This window comes from Burkholderia sp. AU30198 (assembly GCF_020419825.1).
Taxonomy (GTDB): domain Bacteria; phylum Pseudomonadota; class Gammaproteobacteria; order Burkholderiales; family Burkholderiaceae; genus Burkholderia.
Genome location: NZ_JAIZSA010000001.1, coordinates 1,241,500 through 1,255,898, shown reverse-complemented (window position 1 = coordinate 1,255,898; position 14,399 = coordinate 1,241,500). Strand labels below are relative to the sequence as shown.

Genomic DNA, 14,399 nt, shown 5'->3' with positions numbered 1-14,399 from the left:
AAGCCGAAGCCGAAGCCGAAGCCGAAGCCGAAGCCGAAGCCGAAGCCGAAGCCGAAGCCGAAGCCGAAGCCGAAGCCGAAGCCGAAGCCGAAGCCGAAGCCGAAGCCGAAGCCGAAGCCGAAGCCGAAGCCGACGCCGACGCCGACGCCGACGCCGACGCCGACGCCGACGCCGACGCCGACGCCGACGCCGAAGCCGAAGCCGACGCCGACGCCGACGCCGACGCCGACGCCGACGCCGACGCCGACGCCCAAGCCCAAGCCCAAGCCCAAGCCCAAGCCCAAGCCCAAGCCCAAGCCCAAGCCCAAGCCCAAGCCGGTACGGAGACACATGGCGGATGGAGAAGCGGGCGGCGACAAGCCGCCCGTTTTGCTTTGATTCCCGAACGTGTCGTTCGACGGCGCGCGTCACGCCGGGCACGGGTGCGTTGTGCGACGGTGTGGCGTCATGTCATTGACGCTGCACGGCACGTTCCGTGTCGCCGCTGTGCCGTTCGATCGTGAATTCGACGTGCAGTGCGATACGCGCGACGGTTGGCCGACCACCTCCGACGTCGCCTGCGACGGCCAGTTCCACCGCCATTGATGCGGCTCGCGAACGAATTCCAGCCCCCACCCGATATCGCCCAGCAAACGCAGACGAATCCGCCCGACCGCGTAAGCCGGTCGCGGAATTGCAAGCGGCCGCGCCGCGTGATTTCGTTTCGATGTGTTTCAGTCGTTGCGGCCGCGCGCGGCGCGCTTCGACAATATCGGCCTCAACAATTCGGGCACGAGGAAAACACATGAAGCAGATTCGCGCGACGGGCCGGTACCTGGCCTCGGCAGGCATCGCGTTCGGCATCCTGGCAAGCGGCGCCGCGCACGCGCAGCTCGACCTGCAGTCGATCGGCGCATCGCTGCTCGGCGGCGGGCAGCAGCAGGCGGCGCCCGCGCAGGGCGGTGTCGGGCAACTGCTGCAGGCCTATGTCGGCGCGAACCAGCAGGTGCTGACCGGCCAGTCTTCGCTCGCGTCGGCGATGGGGCTTACCGGTGCGGCCGGGCAGGCGCAGCAGGCCGCGAGCCAGCTCGCCGGCGGCAATGCGCTGACGCCGGCTGCGCTGTCGCAGATGGGCGGCGCGCAGCAATCCGTGTCGCAGGCGCTCGGCCAGGCGTTCGCGAGCGGTGGCGCGACGCACGGGCCGATCGACAAGCAGGCGTTCAGCAACGGCCTCGCGTCGCTCGGGCAGGGGCTCACGCAGTATTCGCAGCTGCAGTCGGGGCTCGGCAATCTCGGTTCGACGAGCGCGGCGTCGCTGTTGCAGTCGGGCCTGAATCCGCAGAACATGCAGGCTGCGTCGTATATCGCGCAAAGCGCGCCGGGCCAGTTGCAGTCGCTCGCGGCGACGCTCAGCCAGGCCGTGCAGTTCGCGACGAGCCAGGGCATTTCAGTGCCGTCGATCGCATCGTCCGCGCTGAAGCTGCTGCCGTAACGTTGCGCGGGGCTGCGCGCGATGCGGTGCCGGCATCGCGTGCGAAGACGAAGATCGCCTCGCCCAACATGGGGATTGCCCGCGATGCTATCGTGGCGTGTCCCTTTTTTCGGTGCAGGTTCATGACAGACTCGTTCGACCTCTCGCGCTATTTCTCCCGCATCGGCTACGACGGCCCGGTCGAGCCGACGCTCGACGTGCTCCGCCGGCTGCACCTGCTGCACCCGCAGGCGATTCCGTTCGAAAACCTCAATCCGCTGACAGGTGCGCGCGTCGCGCTCGACCTGCCGTCGATCGTCGACAAGGTGCTCGCGCATCGCCGCGGCGGCTACTGCTTCGAACTCAACAAGCTGTTCTACACCGCGCTCACGACGATCGGCTTTCGCGTGACGCCGATGATCGCGCGCGTGCGCTGGATGTTGCCGCCGGAAGTCGCCACCGCGCACACGCACATGCTGCTGCGCATCGATCTCGACGGCGCGGCCTGGCTCGCGGACATCGGCTTCGGCAGCGCGACGCTGACTGCGCCGCTGCGTTTCGTGCCGGACGAGCGGCAGCAGACGCCGCACGGCGCGTTCCGCGTCGTCGCCGCACCGGTCGACGGGGAATTCGAGGTGCAGGTCGAGACGCCCGACGGCTGGCAGACCACCTACCGCTTCCAGCCGAAGCGGGTCGAGTGGATCGATTACGACGCCGCGAACTGGTTCACGTCGACGTATCCCGAATCGATCTTCCTGCACAACCTGATTGCCTGCCGCGTGCTGCCGGACGGTCGTGCGGCGCTGCGCAACACCACGCTGACGATCCGCGACGCGGCGGGCGTCGGGCACGCCGTCACGTTCGACGATGCGGCCGCCTGGGGCGCATGCCTGCGCGACACGATCGGCATCGACACGACGGGATTCGATCTCGACGCGCTGTTCGCGCGGCTGGCGGCGCGCGCCGCGACGTAATCCGGATCACGACAATCAATGGCGGCCCGCACACACGGGCCGCGCCTGCGGTTGACTTTTGCTAGATTGCTAGCATACTAGCCATCATGACCGACGAAGAAGTCAAGCAATTCAACGTGTACCTGCCGCTCAGCCTGATCCGGCAGGTCAAGCATCGCGCCATCGAAACGGAGCAGTCGCTGTCCGCGCTGGTGGCCGACGCATTGCGCGCGTACCTGGCCGTGCCGCCGCCGGGCGCGGGGCCGTCCACCAAGGAGGAGTGACATGTCATCCGAGCGAATCGAAGCCGTGTACCTGACGACGCACAACTGGGGCAAGTCGGCAAAGTTCTTCCAGGCGCTGGGCTTCAAGCTGGAGTTCGAAACCGATCACCACTCGGGCCAGTTGCGCAGTGGCGACGGCCCCTTTCTGTTCATCGCCGAAGTGCCGCCGGGCGAGACGCCGGACCTGCAGGTCGTGCTCAAGGTGGCGGACGAGCACGCGGTGCAGCCGCAGCCGATCGTCGACGTCGTCACGCCGTTCGAGGACACCCACTGGGGCACGCGCGACATGACCGTGCGCGACCCGGACGGTCGTGTATGGCGCCTGCAGGCGCCGGGCAAGCAGGGCGCGTGAGGCGGCCATGACCGAACCCCGCGAAAGCGCCCCCGACAGCACGGCTGCGCGCGTCGCGCTGTGGCGCGCGCTGCACGTCGAACTCGACGCACCGCCGCATGTGCTCGCCGACGAAGTCGGGCTGCAATTGCTTGCGCCCGAGCCTGGCTGGCAGCAGCGTGGCGACATGGATCCGCAATTCACGCGGCCATTCCGCGCGTCGATCGTCGCGCGGGCACGCTTCATCGAGGATCTGGTGATCGAGCAGGCCGCGCGCGGCGTGAGCCAGTACGTGATCCTCGGCGCGGGCCTCGACAGCTTCGTACAGCGCCGGCCGGACATGGCGTCGCGCGTGACCGTCTTCGAAGTCGACCCGCCCGCGCCGCAGGCCTGGAAGCAGCGCCGCCTGGTCGAGCTCGGTTTCGGCGTGCCCGACTGGCTGCGTTTCGTGCCGGTCGATTTCGAGGCGAAGCAGTCATGGCGCGCAGCGCTCGTCGGCGCGGGCTTCGATGCCGGCAAGCCGGCGGTCGTGGTGTCCACCGGCGTCAGCATGTACCTGACGCACGACGCGAATGCGGCCGCGTTGCGCGAAGTCGCCTCGCTCGCGCCGGGCTCGACGCTCGCGATGACGTTCCTGCTGCCGCTGGAGAATGCGGATCCCGATGTGCGTCCCGGGCTTGAAATGGCTGCGAAGGGCGCGCGCGCAAGCGGCACGCCGTTCGTCAGCTTCTTCATGCCGGCGCAGATCCGGGCGCTCGCGCGGGAGGCCGGTTTCGCGGCGGCCGCGCATGTATCGGCCGCCGATCTGACGCACCGCTATTTCGCCGATCGCACCGACGGCCTGCGGCCGCCGAACAACGCGGAAGAGCTGCTGGTCGCGACGGTCTGAGCCGTCGCGTTCATCACACCCGTCACGCGCGTTCGAGCACGGCCATTTCCCGCACGACCACGAGCAGCACTGCGAGGCTCGCGCCGCCGGACGCGCGCAGGTCTGCGAGCAGGTGCTCGTAGCGCACGAGCGCGGCTTCGCGGCGCGCGCGCCACGCGCCGACGATCGTCTCCGGCGTGGTCGAATCCGGCGATTCCGCGAGCGCGCTCGTCGCGAGCGTGCGCTTGAGGCGTGCGACTTCCGCGAGCGCGGCCGCGCGCGCCAGCATGTCCCAGTGGGTCGGCGTCGGCAGTGTCGCCGCGCGTTCGCCGATCCAGCTGTAATTGAGCAGCGTCCCGAGCGAGAAATAGACGCCCGCGACGAGTTCGAGGCTGCGGTTGCTGGTCGCGGCCACTTCGGCGATGTCGAGCAGCGCGGCCGAGATGTCGCCGCTCGCGACGCGCACCGCCAGCGCGCTGTCGACGCCGGCTTCGACCAGCACGCGCTGCCGCTCGGACAGCGCCTCGAGATCGTCGGCCGGCAGCAGCGACGGCAGTTGCGGCGCGAGCCGCTCCGCCGCGTCGCGGCAGCGCGCGATCAGCTCGGCGACGCCGCCGTCGGCCACCGCGCCGGATTGCAGATGCCGCAGGAACCACAGTGCCGCGCGCTCCAGCAGCCGCGCGACGTCGACGAACATGCGCGCCTGCACGTCGTCGGCGACACGGTTGTCGAGCGCGTCGATGTCGCGCCACACCGCATCGAGGTCGAACACGTCGCGCGCCATGATGCACGCCCGCACGATGTCGCCGGGCTGCGCGTCGGTTTCCTCCATCAGCCGGTGCACGAATGCACAGCCGACGCGGTTCACGAGCGCGTTGGTCAGGTGCGTCGCGAGGATTTCGCGGCGCAGCGGATGGCGGCGCATCGGTTCGCTGAAGCGCTGCTGCAGCGGTTTCGGGAAGTAGTCGACGAGCATCGCGGCCACCAGCGAATCCTCGGGCACGTCGGATTCGAGCAGCGCGTCGTACAGCCACATCTTGCTGTACGCGAGCAGCACCGCGCGTTCCGGTGACGTGAGGCCGAGCTTCGCAGCTTGCCGTTCGGCGACTTCATCGTCGGTCGGCAGGAATTCGATCACGCGGTTCAGGCGGCCCGCGCGTTCGAGCCAGCGCATCAGGCGTGCCTCGGCGTCGAGCAGCTCGACCGCATAGCGGCCGGCGATCGACAGCGCCTGCGTCTGGTAGTAGTTGTCGCGCAGCACGAGCAGTCCGACTTCGTCGGTCATCTCCGCGAGCAGCGCGTTGCGCTGCTTCTCGGTCATCTCGCCGTCGGACACGACCAGCCCGAGCAGGATCTTGATGTTGACTTCGTGATCCGAACAATCGACGCCGGCCGAGTTGTCGATCGCATCGGTGTTGATGCGGCCGCCGCGCTGCGCGAACTCGATCCGGCCGAACTGCGTGCAGCCGAGGTTGCCGCCTTCGCCGACCACCTTGCAGCGAAGGTCCGTGCCGTTCACGCGCACCGCGTCGTTCGCGCGGTCGCCGACCTGCAGGTGGGTTTCGCGCGCGGCCTTCACGTAGGTGCCGATGCCGCCGTTGTACAGCAGGTCGACCGGCGCCTGCAGGATCGCGCGGATCAGCTCGGCCGGCGGCAGCGCATGCGCGTCGATGCCGAGCGCGGCCTGCACGGCCGGCGACAGCGGGATCGTCTTCGCGGTGCGCGGGTAGACGCCGCCGCCCGACGAGATCGACGCCGGATCGTAATCGGCCCAGCTCGAGCGTTCGAGCGCGAACATGCGCGCGCGCTCCGCGAAGCTCGTCGCGGGATCGGGGTTCGGGTCGAGGAACACGTGCCGGTGATCGAACGCGGCGACGAGCCGGATATGCGGCGACAGCAGCATCCCGTTGCCGAACACGTCGCCCGACATGTCGCCGACGCCGACCACCGTGAAATCGGTCGTCTGCGTATCGATGCCCATCTCGCGGAAGTGCCGCTTCACCGATTCCCACGCGCCGCGCGCGGTGATCGCCATCTTCTTGTGGTCGTAGCCGACCGAGCCGCCGGACGCGAACGCGTCGTCGAGCCAGAAGCCGTATTCGTGCGAGATCGCGTTCGCGTAGTCGGAGAAGGTGGCCGTGCCCTTGTCGGCGGCGACGACCAGGTACGGGTCATCCGGATCGTGACGCACGACGTCGGGCGGCGGCACGATCGCGTTGCTGACGAGGTTGTCGGTCAGGTCGAGCAGGCCGCGCAGGAAGGTCTGGTAGCACGCGATGCCTTCGCGCATCCATGCTTCGCGATCGCTCGGCGGCGGCGGGTTCTTCACGACGAAGCCGCCTTTCGAGCCGACCGGCACGATCACGACGTTCTTCACCATCTGCGCCTTCATCAGCCCGAGCACTTCGGTGCGGAAATCCTCGCGGCGATCCGACCAGCGCAGGCCGCCACGCGCGACGCGCCCGCCGCGCAGGTGCACGCCCTCGACCCGCGGCGAATACACCCAGATCTCGAACATCGGCTTCGGTTCGGGCAGGCCGGGCACTTTCGCCGGATTGAACTTGAACGACAGGTACGGTTTCGATTCGCCGTTCGCGTCGCGCAGGAAGTAGTTGGTGCGCTCGGTCGCGTTGATCACGCCGAGGAACTGGCGCAGGATGCGGTCCTCGTCGAGGTTCGGCACCTGGTCGAGCGCGCCTTCGATCTCTTTCAGCAGCCGTTCGGCCTGCACGTCGCGCGTGTCGCCGGTGGCCGGGTCGAAGCGCAGCAGGAACAGCTCGACGAGCTGCCGTGCGATCGCCGGATTGCCGGTCAGCGCGCGTTCGATATAGGCGTCGCTGAAGGTCGAGCCGACTTGCCGCAGATACTTCGCATACGCGCGCAGGATCGTCACTTCGCGCGCGCTCAGGTGGGCGCGCAGCACGAGGCGGTTGAAGTCGTCGTTCTCGATCCGACCGCTCCAGATCTGGTCGAACGCATCTTCGAACAGGCCCTTCACGCGTTCGATGTCGAATTCGGTATCGTCGGCGAGCTCGAGGCCGAAGTCGTGTACCCACGCATGCGCGGCATCCTGCGTCTGGATCCGGTACGGCCGCTCCTCGTCGACGCGCACGCCGAGATGCTCGAGCATCGGCAGGCTGCGCGACAGCGCGATCGGGTCGCCCGCGCGATAGACCTTGAAGCGGAACGCACGCGCCTCGGCCTCGATCGGCCGGTACAGGTTCATCGCGAGCTGCCCGGAATCCTTCACGCGCTCGATCAGCTCGATGTCGCGCACGGCGGTGCGCGCCGGATAGTCGTCGCGATAGCCGGCCGGGAACGAGTCGGCATAGCGCTGCAGCAGGCGGTTGCCTTGCTCCTCGCCGAATGCGTCGAGCAGCGCGTCGGCGAGATCGTCCTGCCAGCGGCGCGCGACCTGCACGAGCCGCGTTTCGAGCTCGCGCGTGTCGACGTCGGGCATCGTGCCCGGTTCCGCGTGCACGACGAAATGGATCCGCGCGATCGCCGATTCCGACAGCAGCGGCGTGAATTCGACGTTCACGCCGTTGTACGCATCGATGAGCAGCTTCGCGATGCGCCGGCGCAGGTCGGTGTTGTACTTGTCGCGCGGCACGAACACGAGGCACGACACGAAGCGGTCGAAGCGGTCGCGGCGGACGAACAGGCGCGTGCGCTGGTGTTCCTGCAGCCGCAGGATGCCGAGCGCGATGTCGTAGAGCTGGTCTTCGTCGGCCTGGAACAGTTCGTCGCGCGGATAGGTTTCGAGCACCGTCACGAGCGACTTGCCGAGATGCCCCTTCGGCAAGAAGCCCGCGCGTCGCACGATGTTCGCGCACTTGCGGCGCACGATCGGGATCTCGGCGCTCGACACCATGTAGGCGGTCGACGTGTAGAGCCCGATGAAGCGGCGCTCGCCGGTGACCTTGCCGTCGGCGCCGACGAGTTTCACGCCGACATAGTCGAGATAGCCGGGCCGGTGTACGGTCGCCCGCGAATTCGCCTTGGTGAGGAAGATCGGCCACGGGCCGGTGATGATGTCGGCGGCGGCGGTCGGCAGCGGCGTCACGTCGGGCGCATCGGGCGCGCGCAACGATTCGCGCAGCAGGCCGAAACCCGAGCCTTCGATACCGCGCAACCCGAAGCCGGAACTGTCGGATACCAGCGCGTAGTCGCGCTGGCCGAGGAACGTGAAGTGATCGGCGGCCATCCATTCGAGGAACGCGCGTGCCTCGATGTCTTCCGCGGTCGATTCGCGCGCCTTCATTTCCTTGATCGTCGCGCGCGCGATGTCGACGATCTTCGGCCAGTCTTCCACCGACGCGCGCACGTCGCCGAGCACGTGCGCGATATCGTTGCGCAACGTGTTGAGCAGCGCGGCATCGCCGCAGCGGTCGACTTCGAAATGGATGAACGACGCGAGCTGCGACTGGCCGTCGCCGGGCGTCGCGCCGCCCGCATCGACGCGCTCGATGCCGCCATCGCGGCCGCGCCAGATGCGGAATACCGGGTGCAGTGCCGAGTGCAGCGCGAGCCCGAGGCGGTTGACGGCCATCGTCACCGAATCGACGAGGAACGGCATGTCGTCGTTGACGATCTCGATGACCGTGTGGTCGGAATGCCAGCCGTGCTGTTCGAGGATCGGGTTGTACACGCGCAGCCGTTCGCTGCCCGGCACGAATTTCTGGGCGGTCTGCCAGTGCGCCATCGCGGCGCCGTAGAGATCGGCGATGCTGCGGCTCTGCAGATCGTCGGCATCGACGAAGTCGTAGTAATGACGCAGGAACGGTTCGACGATCCGGAACGTGGCTTCGGGCAGGCGCCCGCGCGCGAATTCGACGACGTCCGAGAGCAGGTGTGCGACGACTTCCTCGTTCTTCGCTTCCATGGCGGTCTCCTCGTCGGGTGGCCATCGGCTGCTGCGTCTGTCCGGCATTATGCGCCGATTGCGTGACAAAGCGATGTGCGGGCGCACAACGAGAGGCGGCTGGAGGCGGCCGCGTGCAGCACCCGTCGCGGGCGCTGCAGTAGGTAAATCAGTGCAGGGTGGGCAGCGCCGAAGCGCCGCCGCCTTTGACGCTCAGCGCTCGTCGCTCCACAGCTTGCCGGCCGTCGCCCAGTTCTCTTTTTTCACGTCGGTCAGGATGATATCGACCGAGCCCGGCTCGCAGCCGAGCGTCTCGCACGTGACGCGCGTGATGGCTTCGACGAATACGCGCTTCTGGTCGACGGTGCGGCCTTCGAAGAGCTGGATATTGAAAGTCGGCATGACGGAGTGCTCCGATGGTTGGGGTGAATGATGCGTGGGGCGCCGGCGGCGTCAGTCGCGATACGTCGGATCGATCCGGTCGAGCCGGCGCAGCAGCGCCGGCCATTCCAGTTCGCCTTCGATTGCGCCACCGTCGCGCAGCTGTTCCGCGGTTCGGGCGGCGATGGCCGGGTCGGGCAGCACGAGCGGACCGCCGCCGGCCTGCGCACGCACCTGGATGTCGCACGCCTTGATCAGCGTATCCATCAGCACATAGGCTTCGGCCACGGTGCGGCCGACCGTCAGTGTGCCGTGGTTGCGCAGCAGCATCGCGGATTGCGTGCCGAGGCTCGCGGTCAACCGCGCGCCTTCGGCCGGCGAGAACGCGAGCGCCTCGTAGTCGTGGTACGCGAGGTCGCCATGAAACCGCAGCGCATGCTGCGACGCGGGCAGCAGCCCGTCGCGCTGGATCGATACGGCGATGCCGGCCGTATTGTGCAGGTGCATCACGCACACGGCGTCGGTGCGTGCGGCGTGCACGGCCGCGTGCAGCGCGAAGCCCGTCACGTTGACTGCATGCTCGCTGTCGCCGATCCGGTTGCCGGCCAGGTCGATCTTCACGAGATTCGACGCGCGGACTTCGTCGAACGTGAGGCCGAACGGGTTGATCAGGAAGTGGCCGGGCTCGCCGGGCACGGTTGCCGAAAGGTGCGTATAGATCAGGTCGTCCCAGCCATTCAGCGCGACGAGCCGGTACGCGGCGGCGAGGTCCACGCGCATCCGACGTTCGGCGTCCGAGATCGGGCCGCCGGATTTCACGGCATCAGGACGGTGTACGAATGACGACATCGGGTTCTCCGAGGGTGAAGCGGCGCGCGACGATCACCGTGACCCACGATGCGAGCGCGAACGGGGCCGTGAACGCGGGAATGCCGGCGCGCGTCGCGAGCCACTGGATCAGTGCAGCCAATGCGGCGGCCGCGAGCGCCGCGCGCGGGCCGCGCGGCATCAGCGCAAGCGCGGCGAGCGCGCCGTTGAAGCCGAGCAGGCCGTCGGCGAACGATACGCCGCTGGCACCGAGCGCGACCAACAATACGGTCGACACGATCGCGCCGCTCATTGCGAACGCGGCCGCGCGTCGCGACGCAGCGGCAAGGCCGGCGACGATCAGCGCGCCGGCCCACGCGCCTTGCGCGAAGGTGGTTTGTGCGACGCCGGAGAGCAGTGCGTCGGCCGCGGATGAAAACGTCAGCGCCGGGCTGGCCGTCACGCCGCTTGCATGCTGCAGCGCGACAAACGGCAACCACAGCGCGGTGACGACGAGGCACGGGCTTGAATACGGACACTGGCGCCAGCGTGCGAGCGGCAAGCGCATCGCGCGCTGCACGAGCGCCGCGCCGATCGAGGCCAGCGGCACCAGCGCGACGGCGGTGAGCTGATGGGGCGCGAACAGCACGGCGATCAGTGCGGCGAGCGCGCCGTTGAAGCCGTGCAGCCCCTGTTCGACGTCGCGGCGCTCGGCGCCCGTCAGCACGGCCGTCATGCTGGCGGCGGCCGAGCCGACCAGCGCCGCGCTCGCGAGCCGCAGGTCGGTCAGCGCCAGCGCGGCGAGCAGCAGTGCGCCGGTGAGCGCATTCGCCTGCAGCACGATCTGCCCGATGCCGCGCAGCAAGATACGCAGGTCGATCGACGGCGGGACGGGGCGGGCGGTAGGCATGATGGCGGCGGAACAGGACGAGCCGCGAGCATAGGACACAATGCCATGCACCGGAATAGGGAATTCTGGATAGTCAGGATTTGTGGTCGATGCCCCGAAACGGTGAACGTAGATATCGATTCGTGCCCGAACGGCGCGCCGTTGGCGCTTTCGGCAGGTTGCCCGCTTGGGACTCGCATCCCGGCGGTGGCCGGCACTTTCGTCGAGCGATCTGTGCGACGATGCCCCGCATCGGGAATACCGGGAGGCGGAAGGATGCGCGAAGTGCGTTGGGCGTCGCTCGAAGGCGACGGGGTCGAACATCTGACGTTCGACCGGAGCGGCGGCGGGATCGTCGTCGAAAGCGCTGTGGTCGGCCAGCGGTATGGCCGTGCGTACGGGCTCGCGTATCGCGTCGAGTGCGACGCGCACTGGCGCGTGACCTATGCGGTGCTCAAGGTGATGGGCGGCGGCACGCTGGAACTGCGCAGCGACGGCGCCGGCCGCTGGCACGACGGTTCAGGCCGCGCACTGCCGGAGCTCGACGGCTGCATCGACATCGACATCGCGGCGACGCCGTTCACGAATTCGCTGCCGATCGGCCGCCTCGGGCTCGCGCGCGGCGAGCGGCGGCCGATCGACGTCGCGTACATCTCGACGCCGGACCTGAAGGTCACGCCGGTCAAGCAGGCCTACGCGTGCATCGAGCCGGGCCGGCGCTACCGCTACGAAGGGATCTTCCGCGATTTCACGGCCGAGATGGACATCGACGACGACGGGCTCGTCGTCGATTACGAGACGCTGTTCAGACGCCTGCCGGCGCCGGCGGTGCGCTGAACCCGGGCCACGGCCGGGGTGAGCGCCGGCCGCTCCTGCGCGGACGCGAAGCGGTCGATCCGCGACGCGATCATGTCCGGGTGGCGCAACACGATCCAGTGCGTGCCGTCGATTTCCTCGCGCACGTGGTCGCCGAGCCAGCGGTCGAGATCGACCGACATCTCGGGCGTCACATAGCGGTCGCGCACCGGCACGAGGATCTGCACGGGCGCCTGTGCATACCGTTCGCGCGGCTTGCGGGCCCGTGCGATGAAATTCGCGCGGTACAGCTGCAGGCCGTTCAGCGCGTTCTTCAGTTGCACGGGGTCGCGCTCGGCGCGCACGCGTTCGGTGAGCTGCAGCCAGCGCGGCCACAACGCCGCGCCGCCGAGCCGCCACACCAGCGATGGCACGAGCGGCAGGTGGAAGAACGCGATGTACCACGACTTCAGGCTCTGCTTGAGCCGCATCTTCGTGCGGAACACGTGATCGAGGCACGGGCCCGAGATCGACGTGTACGACGCGATCCGGCCGCGGAACGCGGGGTCGGTCACGGCCTCCCAGCACTGGATCGACCCCCAGTCGTGACCGACGAGGTGGAACGGCCGGCCGCCGCAGGTTGCGTCGGCCACCGCCTTCAGATCGCCGGCGAGCCGCTCCAGCGTGTAGTCGGCGCGGCGGCGCGGCGCATCGGACGCGCCGGCGCCGCGCACGTCGTACGCGATCACGCGGTAACGCTTCGCGAGCCGCGCGCGGATCGGTGCCCACACGGCCGCCGAATCGGGGTAGCCGTGCACGAGGATCAGTGGCGGGGCGCGACGCGACCCGCTTACGTAGACGGCGAGTTTCACGTCGCCGGACTGGACGGTCAGCATCTCGTGGGCGCGCGCCATGACGTCATGCCTGCGGAACCGGGTGCAGCGGCACGCGGCGCGGGGCGGCTTGCGCGGCGTAGCGCGCGTTGGTTGCGTCGATGTTCTCGAGCAGCGTGTCGAGCCCCTGCAGGTACTGGTGGTTGTCGTGGTCCCACGGGTGGAAACCGGGGCGGAAATAGTCGAGCCATTCGCGCGCGATGCTCGGGAACACGCCGTGCTTCGGGCTGTACAGGTACTTCACGAGGCGCCACATGCCGCCGAACTTGCCGTGTTCGCGACGGTGCGCGCGCATCAGGCGCACGTGGAAGTCGAACACGATCGCCCAGAAGAGCACGGTCGTCGTCAGCATCGTGCCCGTGCGCAGCAGGTAGCTGCCGAGGCCCGGCTTCATCACGGTGGCCCATACGTCGTACGACACCGCCTTGTGCTCGGTTTCCTCCATCGCGTGCCACATCCACATCTGCTGGTAGCCTTCGACCGAGCCGTCGATCCGGTGCTCGTGGCCCGACAGCAACTGGTTCGCGAGGATCGCCGTGTAGTGCTCGAGCGCGATCGTGATCGCGAGCTGCATCGAATGCGGCAGCACCTTCTTGAACCAGCCGAGGATCGTCCACAGGCGCTTGTCGAGCTTGTGCGCGGGCAGGCCCGACGACTGCAGCAGGTCGTTGTACTCGATGTGCTCGCGCGTGTGCATCGCTTCCTGGCCGATGAAGCCGAGCACCTGCTTCTTCAGTTCCGGATCTTCGATCTGGTCGCGGTAGTTGCGCACCGAATCCATGAAGAAGCGTTCGCCGGCCGGGAACAGCAGCGACAGCGCGTTCATGAAGTGCGTGACCGGCACGCCCTGCACGTGCCAGTCGCGCGCGCGTTCGGGGGGCAGCGCGAAACGGATGTCACGCCGCACGGGCATCATGTTCGGGGTGGTCATGATTGTTCTCCTCCCTGGTTGCCTGCATTGTTGTAGGTGGCGTGCAGCGGTGCGGCCGCGGGCGTGCCGCGCGCGGCGTCGCGGCGGGCCCTCGCGGCCTCGCGGCGCGTCGCGAGCACGACGAGCGCCTGGTACGCACACGGCAGGACGCGCGCCATCCAGTCCCCGGCCTTCGCATCGCGGCCGATCAGCACCCGGCGCTTGTTCCGGCGTACACCGGCGAGTATCGTGCGCGCGGCGTCGTCGGCGGTCGTGATGAAGAACTTCTCGAACGTGTCCCGGCCTTGTTGCTCGCTCGCGACCATGAAGCCGACCATGTTCTTCGAGACGCGGCTGGCCTGCGCGATGTTCGTGCGGATGCCGCCCGGATGCACGCAGGTTGCCGACACGCCGCACTTCATCATGTCGAGTTCCTGGCGCAGCGATTCGGTGAAGCCGCGCACCGCGAACTTGGTCGCGTTGTAGCCGCTCATGCCCGGTTGCGCGAAGATCCCGAACAGGCTCGACGTGTTGATCACGTGGCCGTCGCCCGATGCCTTCAGGTGCGGCAGGAACGCCTTCGTGCCGTGCACGACGCCCCAGAAGTTGATGTTCACGATCCACTCGAGATCGCTGTATTCCATCCCCTCGATCGTGCTCGACAGCGCGACGCCCGCGTTGTTGAAGATCAGGTTGACCTTGCCGTGTTCCTTCGCGGTGTCGTCGGCCCACGCGAACATTGCTTCGCGGTCGCCGACGTCGAGCACGCGCGTCGACACGCGCACGTTCGGCGCGATCGCGCGGACGATCCGTTCGGTTTCGGCGAGGCCGACGCCGTTCTTGTCGGCGAGCGATACCTGGCAGCCTGCCTGCGCGAGCTGGATCGCGAGCGAGCGGCCCATGCCCGAGCCGGCACCCGTGATCGCGGCGACCTTGTTGGCGAAATCTCTCATGTCGGTTGCTCCTTGTCTGGC

The 14,399-nt window shown here is 68.3% G+C and carries 15 protein-coding genes; 7 read left to right on the top strand and 8 right to left on the bottom strand.

Annotated elements, in window-relative coordinates; all coding sequences use genetic code 11:
- Window positions 1–266, bottom strand: a 266-nt coding sequence (locus LGN19_RS05445; protein ID WP_226213499.1) for a hypothetical protein, incomplete at its 3' end; no start/stop codon positions are given.
- A 181-nt stretch (window positions 267–447) separates the two neighbouring features.
- Here LGN19_RS05445 and LGN19_RS05440 point away from each other — a divergent pair.
- The 6 genes from LGN19_RS05440 to LGN19_RS05415 all read left to right on the top strand — a co-directional run bounded on the left by LGN19_RS05440 (window position 448) and on the right by LGN19_RS05415 (window position 3,907).
- On the top strand, window positions 448–585 hold the full coding sequence (locus tag LGN19_RS05440) for a hypothetical protein (RefSeq protein WP_174956268.1): 138 nt from the start codon (window positions 448–450) through the stop codon (window positions 583–585).
- A 199-nt stretch (window positions 586–784) separates the two neighbouring features.
- The gene (locus tag LGN19_RS05435; RefSeq protein WP_226213498.1) at window positions 785–1,471 is read left to right on the top strand and encodes a hypothetical protein; all 687 of its coding nucleotides are present in this window, start codon (window positions 785–787) and stop codon (window positions 1,469–1,471) included.
- Window positions 1,472–1,593: 122 nt separating this feature from the next.
- Window positions 1,594–2,424, top strand: coding sequence for an arylamine N-acetyltransferase family protein (locus LGN19_RS05430; RefSeq protein WP_226213497.1), 831 nt, complete (start codon window positions 1,594–1,596; stop codon window positions 2,422–2,424).
- Window positions 2,425–2,510: 86 nt separating this feature from the next.
- Window positions 2,511–2,687, top strand: coding sequence for a ribbon-helix-helix domain-containing protein (locus LGN19_RS05425; RefSeq protein ID WP_122947424.1), 177 nt, complete (start codon window positions 2,511–2,513; stop codon window positions 2,685–2,687).
- 1 nt (window position 2,688) lies between these two features.
- Window positions 2,689–3,039 carry a VOC family protein gene (locus LGN19_RS05420; protein ID WP_174956265.1) on the top strand — a complete coding sequence of 117 codons (351 nt, stop codon included), beginning with the start codon at window positions 2,689–2,691 and terminating at the stop codon, window positions 3,037–3,039.
- A 7-nt stretch (window positions 3,040–3,046) separates the two neighbouring features.
- Window positions 3,047–3,907, top strand: coding sequence for a class I SAM-dependent methyltransferase (locus LGN19_RS05415; RefSeq protein ID WP_226213496.1), 861 nt, complete (start codon window positions 3,047–3,049; stop codon window positions 3,905–3,907).
- Window positions 3,908–3,929: 22 nt separating this feature from the next.
- Here the strand turns inward: LGN19_RS05415 and LGN19_RS05410 are convergent, their stop codons facing one another.
- From LGN19_RS05410 to LGN19_RS05395, 4 genes are all read right to left on the bottom strand, one after another.
- A complete protein-coding gene (locus LGN19_RS05410) occupies window positions 3,930–8,771 on the bottom strand; it encodes an NAD-glutamate dehydrogenase (protein WP_122947421.1) in 4,842 nt (1,613 codons plus the stop codon).
- A gap of 192 nt (window positions 8,772–8,963) precedes the next feature.
- Window positions 8,964–9,152 carry a 4-oxalocrotonate tautomerase gene (locus LGN19_RS05405; RefSeq protein WP_226213495.1) on the bottom strand — a complete coding sequence of 63 codons (189 nt, stop codon included), beginning with the start codon at window positions 9,150–9,152 and terminating at the stop codon, window positions 8,964–8,966.
- 51 nt (window positions 9,153–9,203) lie between these two features.
- A complete protein-coding gene (locus tag LGN19_RS05400) occupies window positions 9,204–9,980 on the bottom strand; it encodes a class II aldolase/adducin family protein (protein ID WP_226213494.1) in 777 nt (258 codons plus the stop codon).
- Window positions 9,955–10,848, bottom strand: coding sequence for an urea transporter (locus LGN19_RS05395; RefSeq protein WP_226213493.1), 894 nt, complete (start codon window positions 10,846–10,848; stop codon window positions 9,955–9,957). The genes LGN19_RS05400 and LGN19_RS05395 overlap by 26 nt, the downstream gene beginning before the upstream one ends.
- Before the next feature lie 255 nt (window positions 10,849–11,103).
- Between LGN19_RS05395 and LGN19_RS05390 the strand changes: the two genes are divergently transcribed.
- A complete protein-coding gene (locus LGN19_RS05390) occupies window positions 11,104–11,664 on the top strand; it encodes a putative glycolipid-binding domain-containing protein (protein ID WP_226213492.1) in 561 nt (186 codons plus the stop codon).
- Here the strand turns inward: LGN19_RS05390 and LGN19_RS05385 are convergent.
- The 3 genes from LGN19_RS05385 to LGN19_RS05375 are packed head-to-tail and all read right to left on the bottom strand — an operon-like array spanning window position 11,619 to window position 14,378.
- Window positions 11,619–12,536 (bottom strand): alpha/beta fold hydrolase, encoded by a 918-nt coding sequence (locus LGN19_RS05385; RefSeq protein WP_226213491.1) that lies wholly within the window; start codon window positions 12,534–12,536, stop codon window positions 11,619–11,621. The two genes, LGN19_RS05390 and LGN19_RS05385, sit on opposite strands and share 46 nt — an antisense overlap.
- Before the next feature lie 4 nt (window positions 12,537–12,540).
- Window positions 12,541–13,446 carry a metal-dependent hydrolase gene (locus tag LGN19_RS05380; RefSeq protein WP_122947416.1) on the bottom strand — a complete coding sequence of 302 codons (906 nt, stop codon included), beginning with the start codon at window positions 13,444–13,446 and terminating at the stop codon, window positions 12,541–12,543.
- Window positions 13,443–14,378, bottom strand: coding sequence for an SDR family NAD(P)-dependent oxidoreductase (locus LGN19_RS05375; RefSeq protein WP_122947415.1), 936 nt, complete (start codon window positions 14,376–14,378; stop codon window positions 13,443–13,445). The genes LGN19_RS05380 and LGN19_RS05375 overlap by 4 nt, the downstream gene beginning before the upstream one ends.
- Window positions 14,379–14,399: the final 21 nt, after the last annotated feature.

What these genes read in the sequence shown, in the direction of transcription:
- LGN19_RS05420 (WP_174956265.1), top strand. Translation starts at nt 2,689, where the DNA reads ATGTCATCCGAGCGAATCGAAGCCGTGTACCTGACGACGCACAACTGG.
- LGN19_RS05385 (WP_226213491.1), bottom strand. Translation starts at nt 12,536, where the DNA reads ATGGCGCGCGCCCACGAGATGCTGACCGTCCAGTCCGGCGACGTGAAA.
- LGN19_RS05400 (WP_226213494.1), bottom strand. Translation starts at nt 9,980, where the DNA reads ATGTCGTCATTCGTACACCGTCCTGATGCCGTGAAATCCGGCGGCCCG.
- LGN19_RS05425 (WP_122947424.1), top strand. Translation starts at nt 2,511, where the DNA reads ATGACCGACGAAGAAGTCAAGCAATTCAACGTGTACCTGCCGCTCAGC.
- LGN19_RS05380 (WP_122947416.1), bottom strand. Translation starts at nt 13,446, where the DNA reads ATGACCACCCCGAACATGATGCCCGTGCGGCGTGACATCCGTTTCGCG.
- LGN19_RS05405 (WP_226213495.1), bottom strand. Translation starts at nt 9,152, where the DNA reads ATGCCGACTTTCAATATCCAGCTCTTCGAAGGCCGCACCGTCGACCAG.
- LGN19_RS05395 (WP_226213493.1), bottom strand. Translation starts at nt 10,848, where the DNA reads ATGCCTACCGCCCGCCCCGTCCCGCCGTCGATCGACCTGCGTATCTTG.
- LGN19_RS05390 (WP_226213492.1), top strand. Translation starts at nt 11,104, where the DNA reads ATGCGCGAAGTGCGTTGGGCGTCGCTCGAAGGCGACGGGGTCGAACAT.
- LGN19_RS05430 (WP_226213497.1), top strand. Translation starts at nt 1,594, where the DNA reads ATGACAGACTCGTTCGACCTCTCGCGCTATTTCTCCCGCATCGGCTAC.
- LGN19_RS05415 (WP_226213496.1), top strand. Translation starts at nt 3,047, where the DNA reads ATGACCGAACCCCGCGAAAGCGCCCCCGACAGCACGGCTGCGCGCGTC.
- LGN19_RS05435 (WP_226213498.1), top strand. Translation starts at nt 785, where the DNA reads ATGAAGCAGATTCGCGCGACGGGCCGGTACCTGGCCTCGGCAGGCATC.
- LGN19_RS05375 (WP_122947415.1), bottom strand. Translation starts at nt 14,378, where the DNA reads ATGAGAGATTTCGCCAACAAGGTCGCCGCGATCACGGGTGCCGGCTCG.
- LGN19_RS05410 (WP_122947421.1), bottom strand. Translation starts at nt 8,771, where the DNA reads ATGGAAGCGAAGAACGAGGAAGTCGTCGCACACCTGCTCTCGGACGTC.
- LGN19_RS05440 (WP_174956268.1), top strand. Translation starts at nt 448, where the DNA reads ATGTCATTGACGCTGCACGGCACGTTCCGTGTCGCCGCTGTGCCGTTC.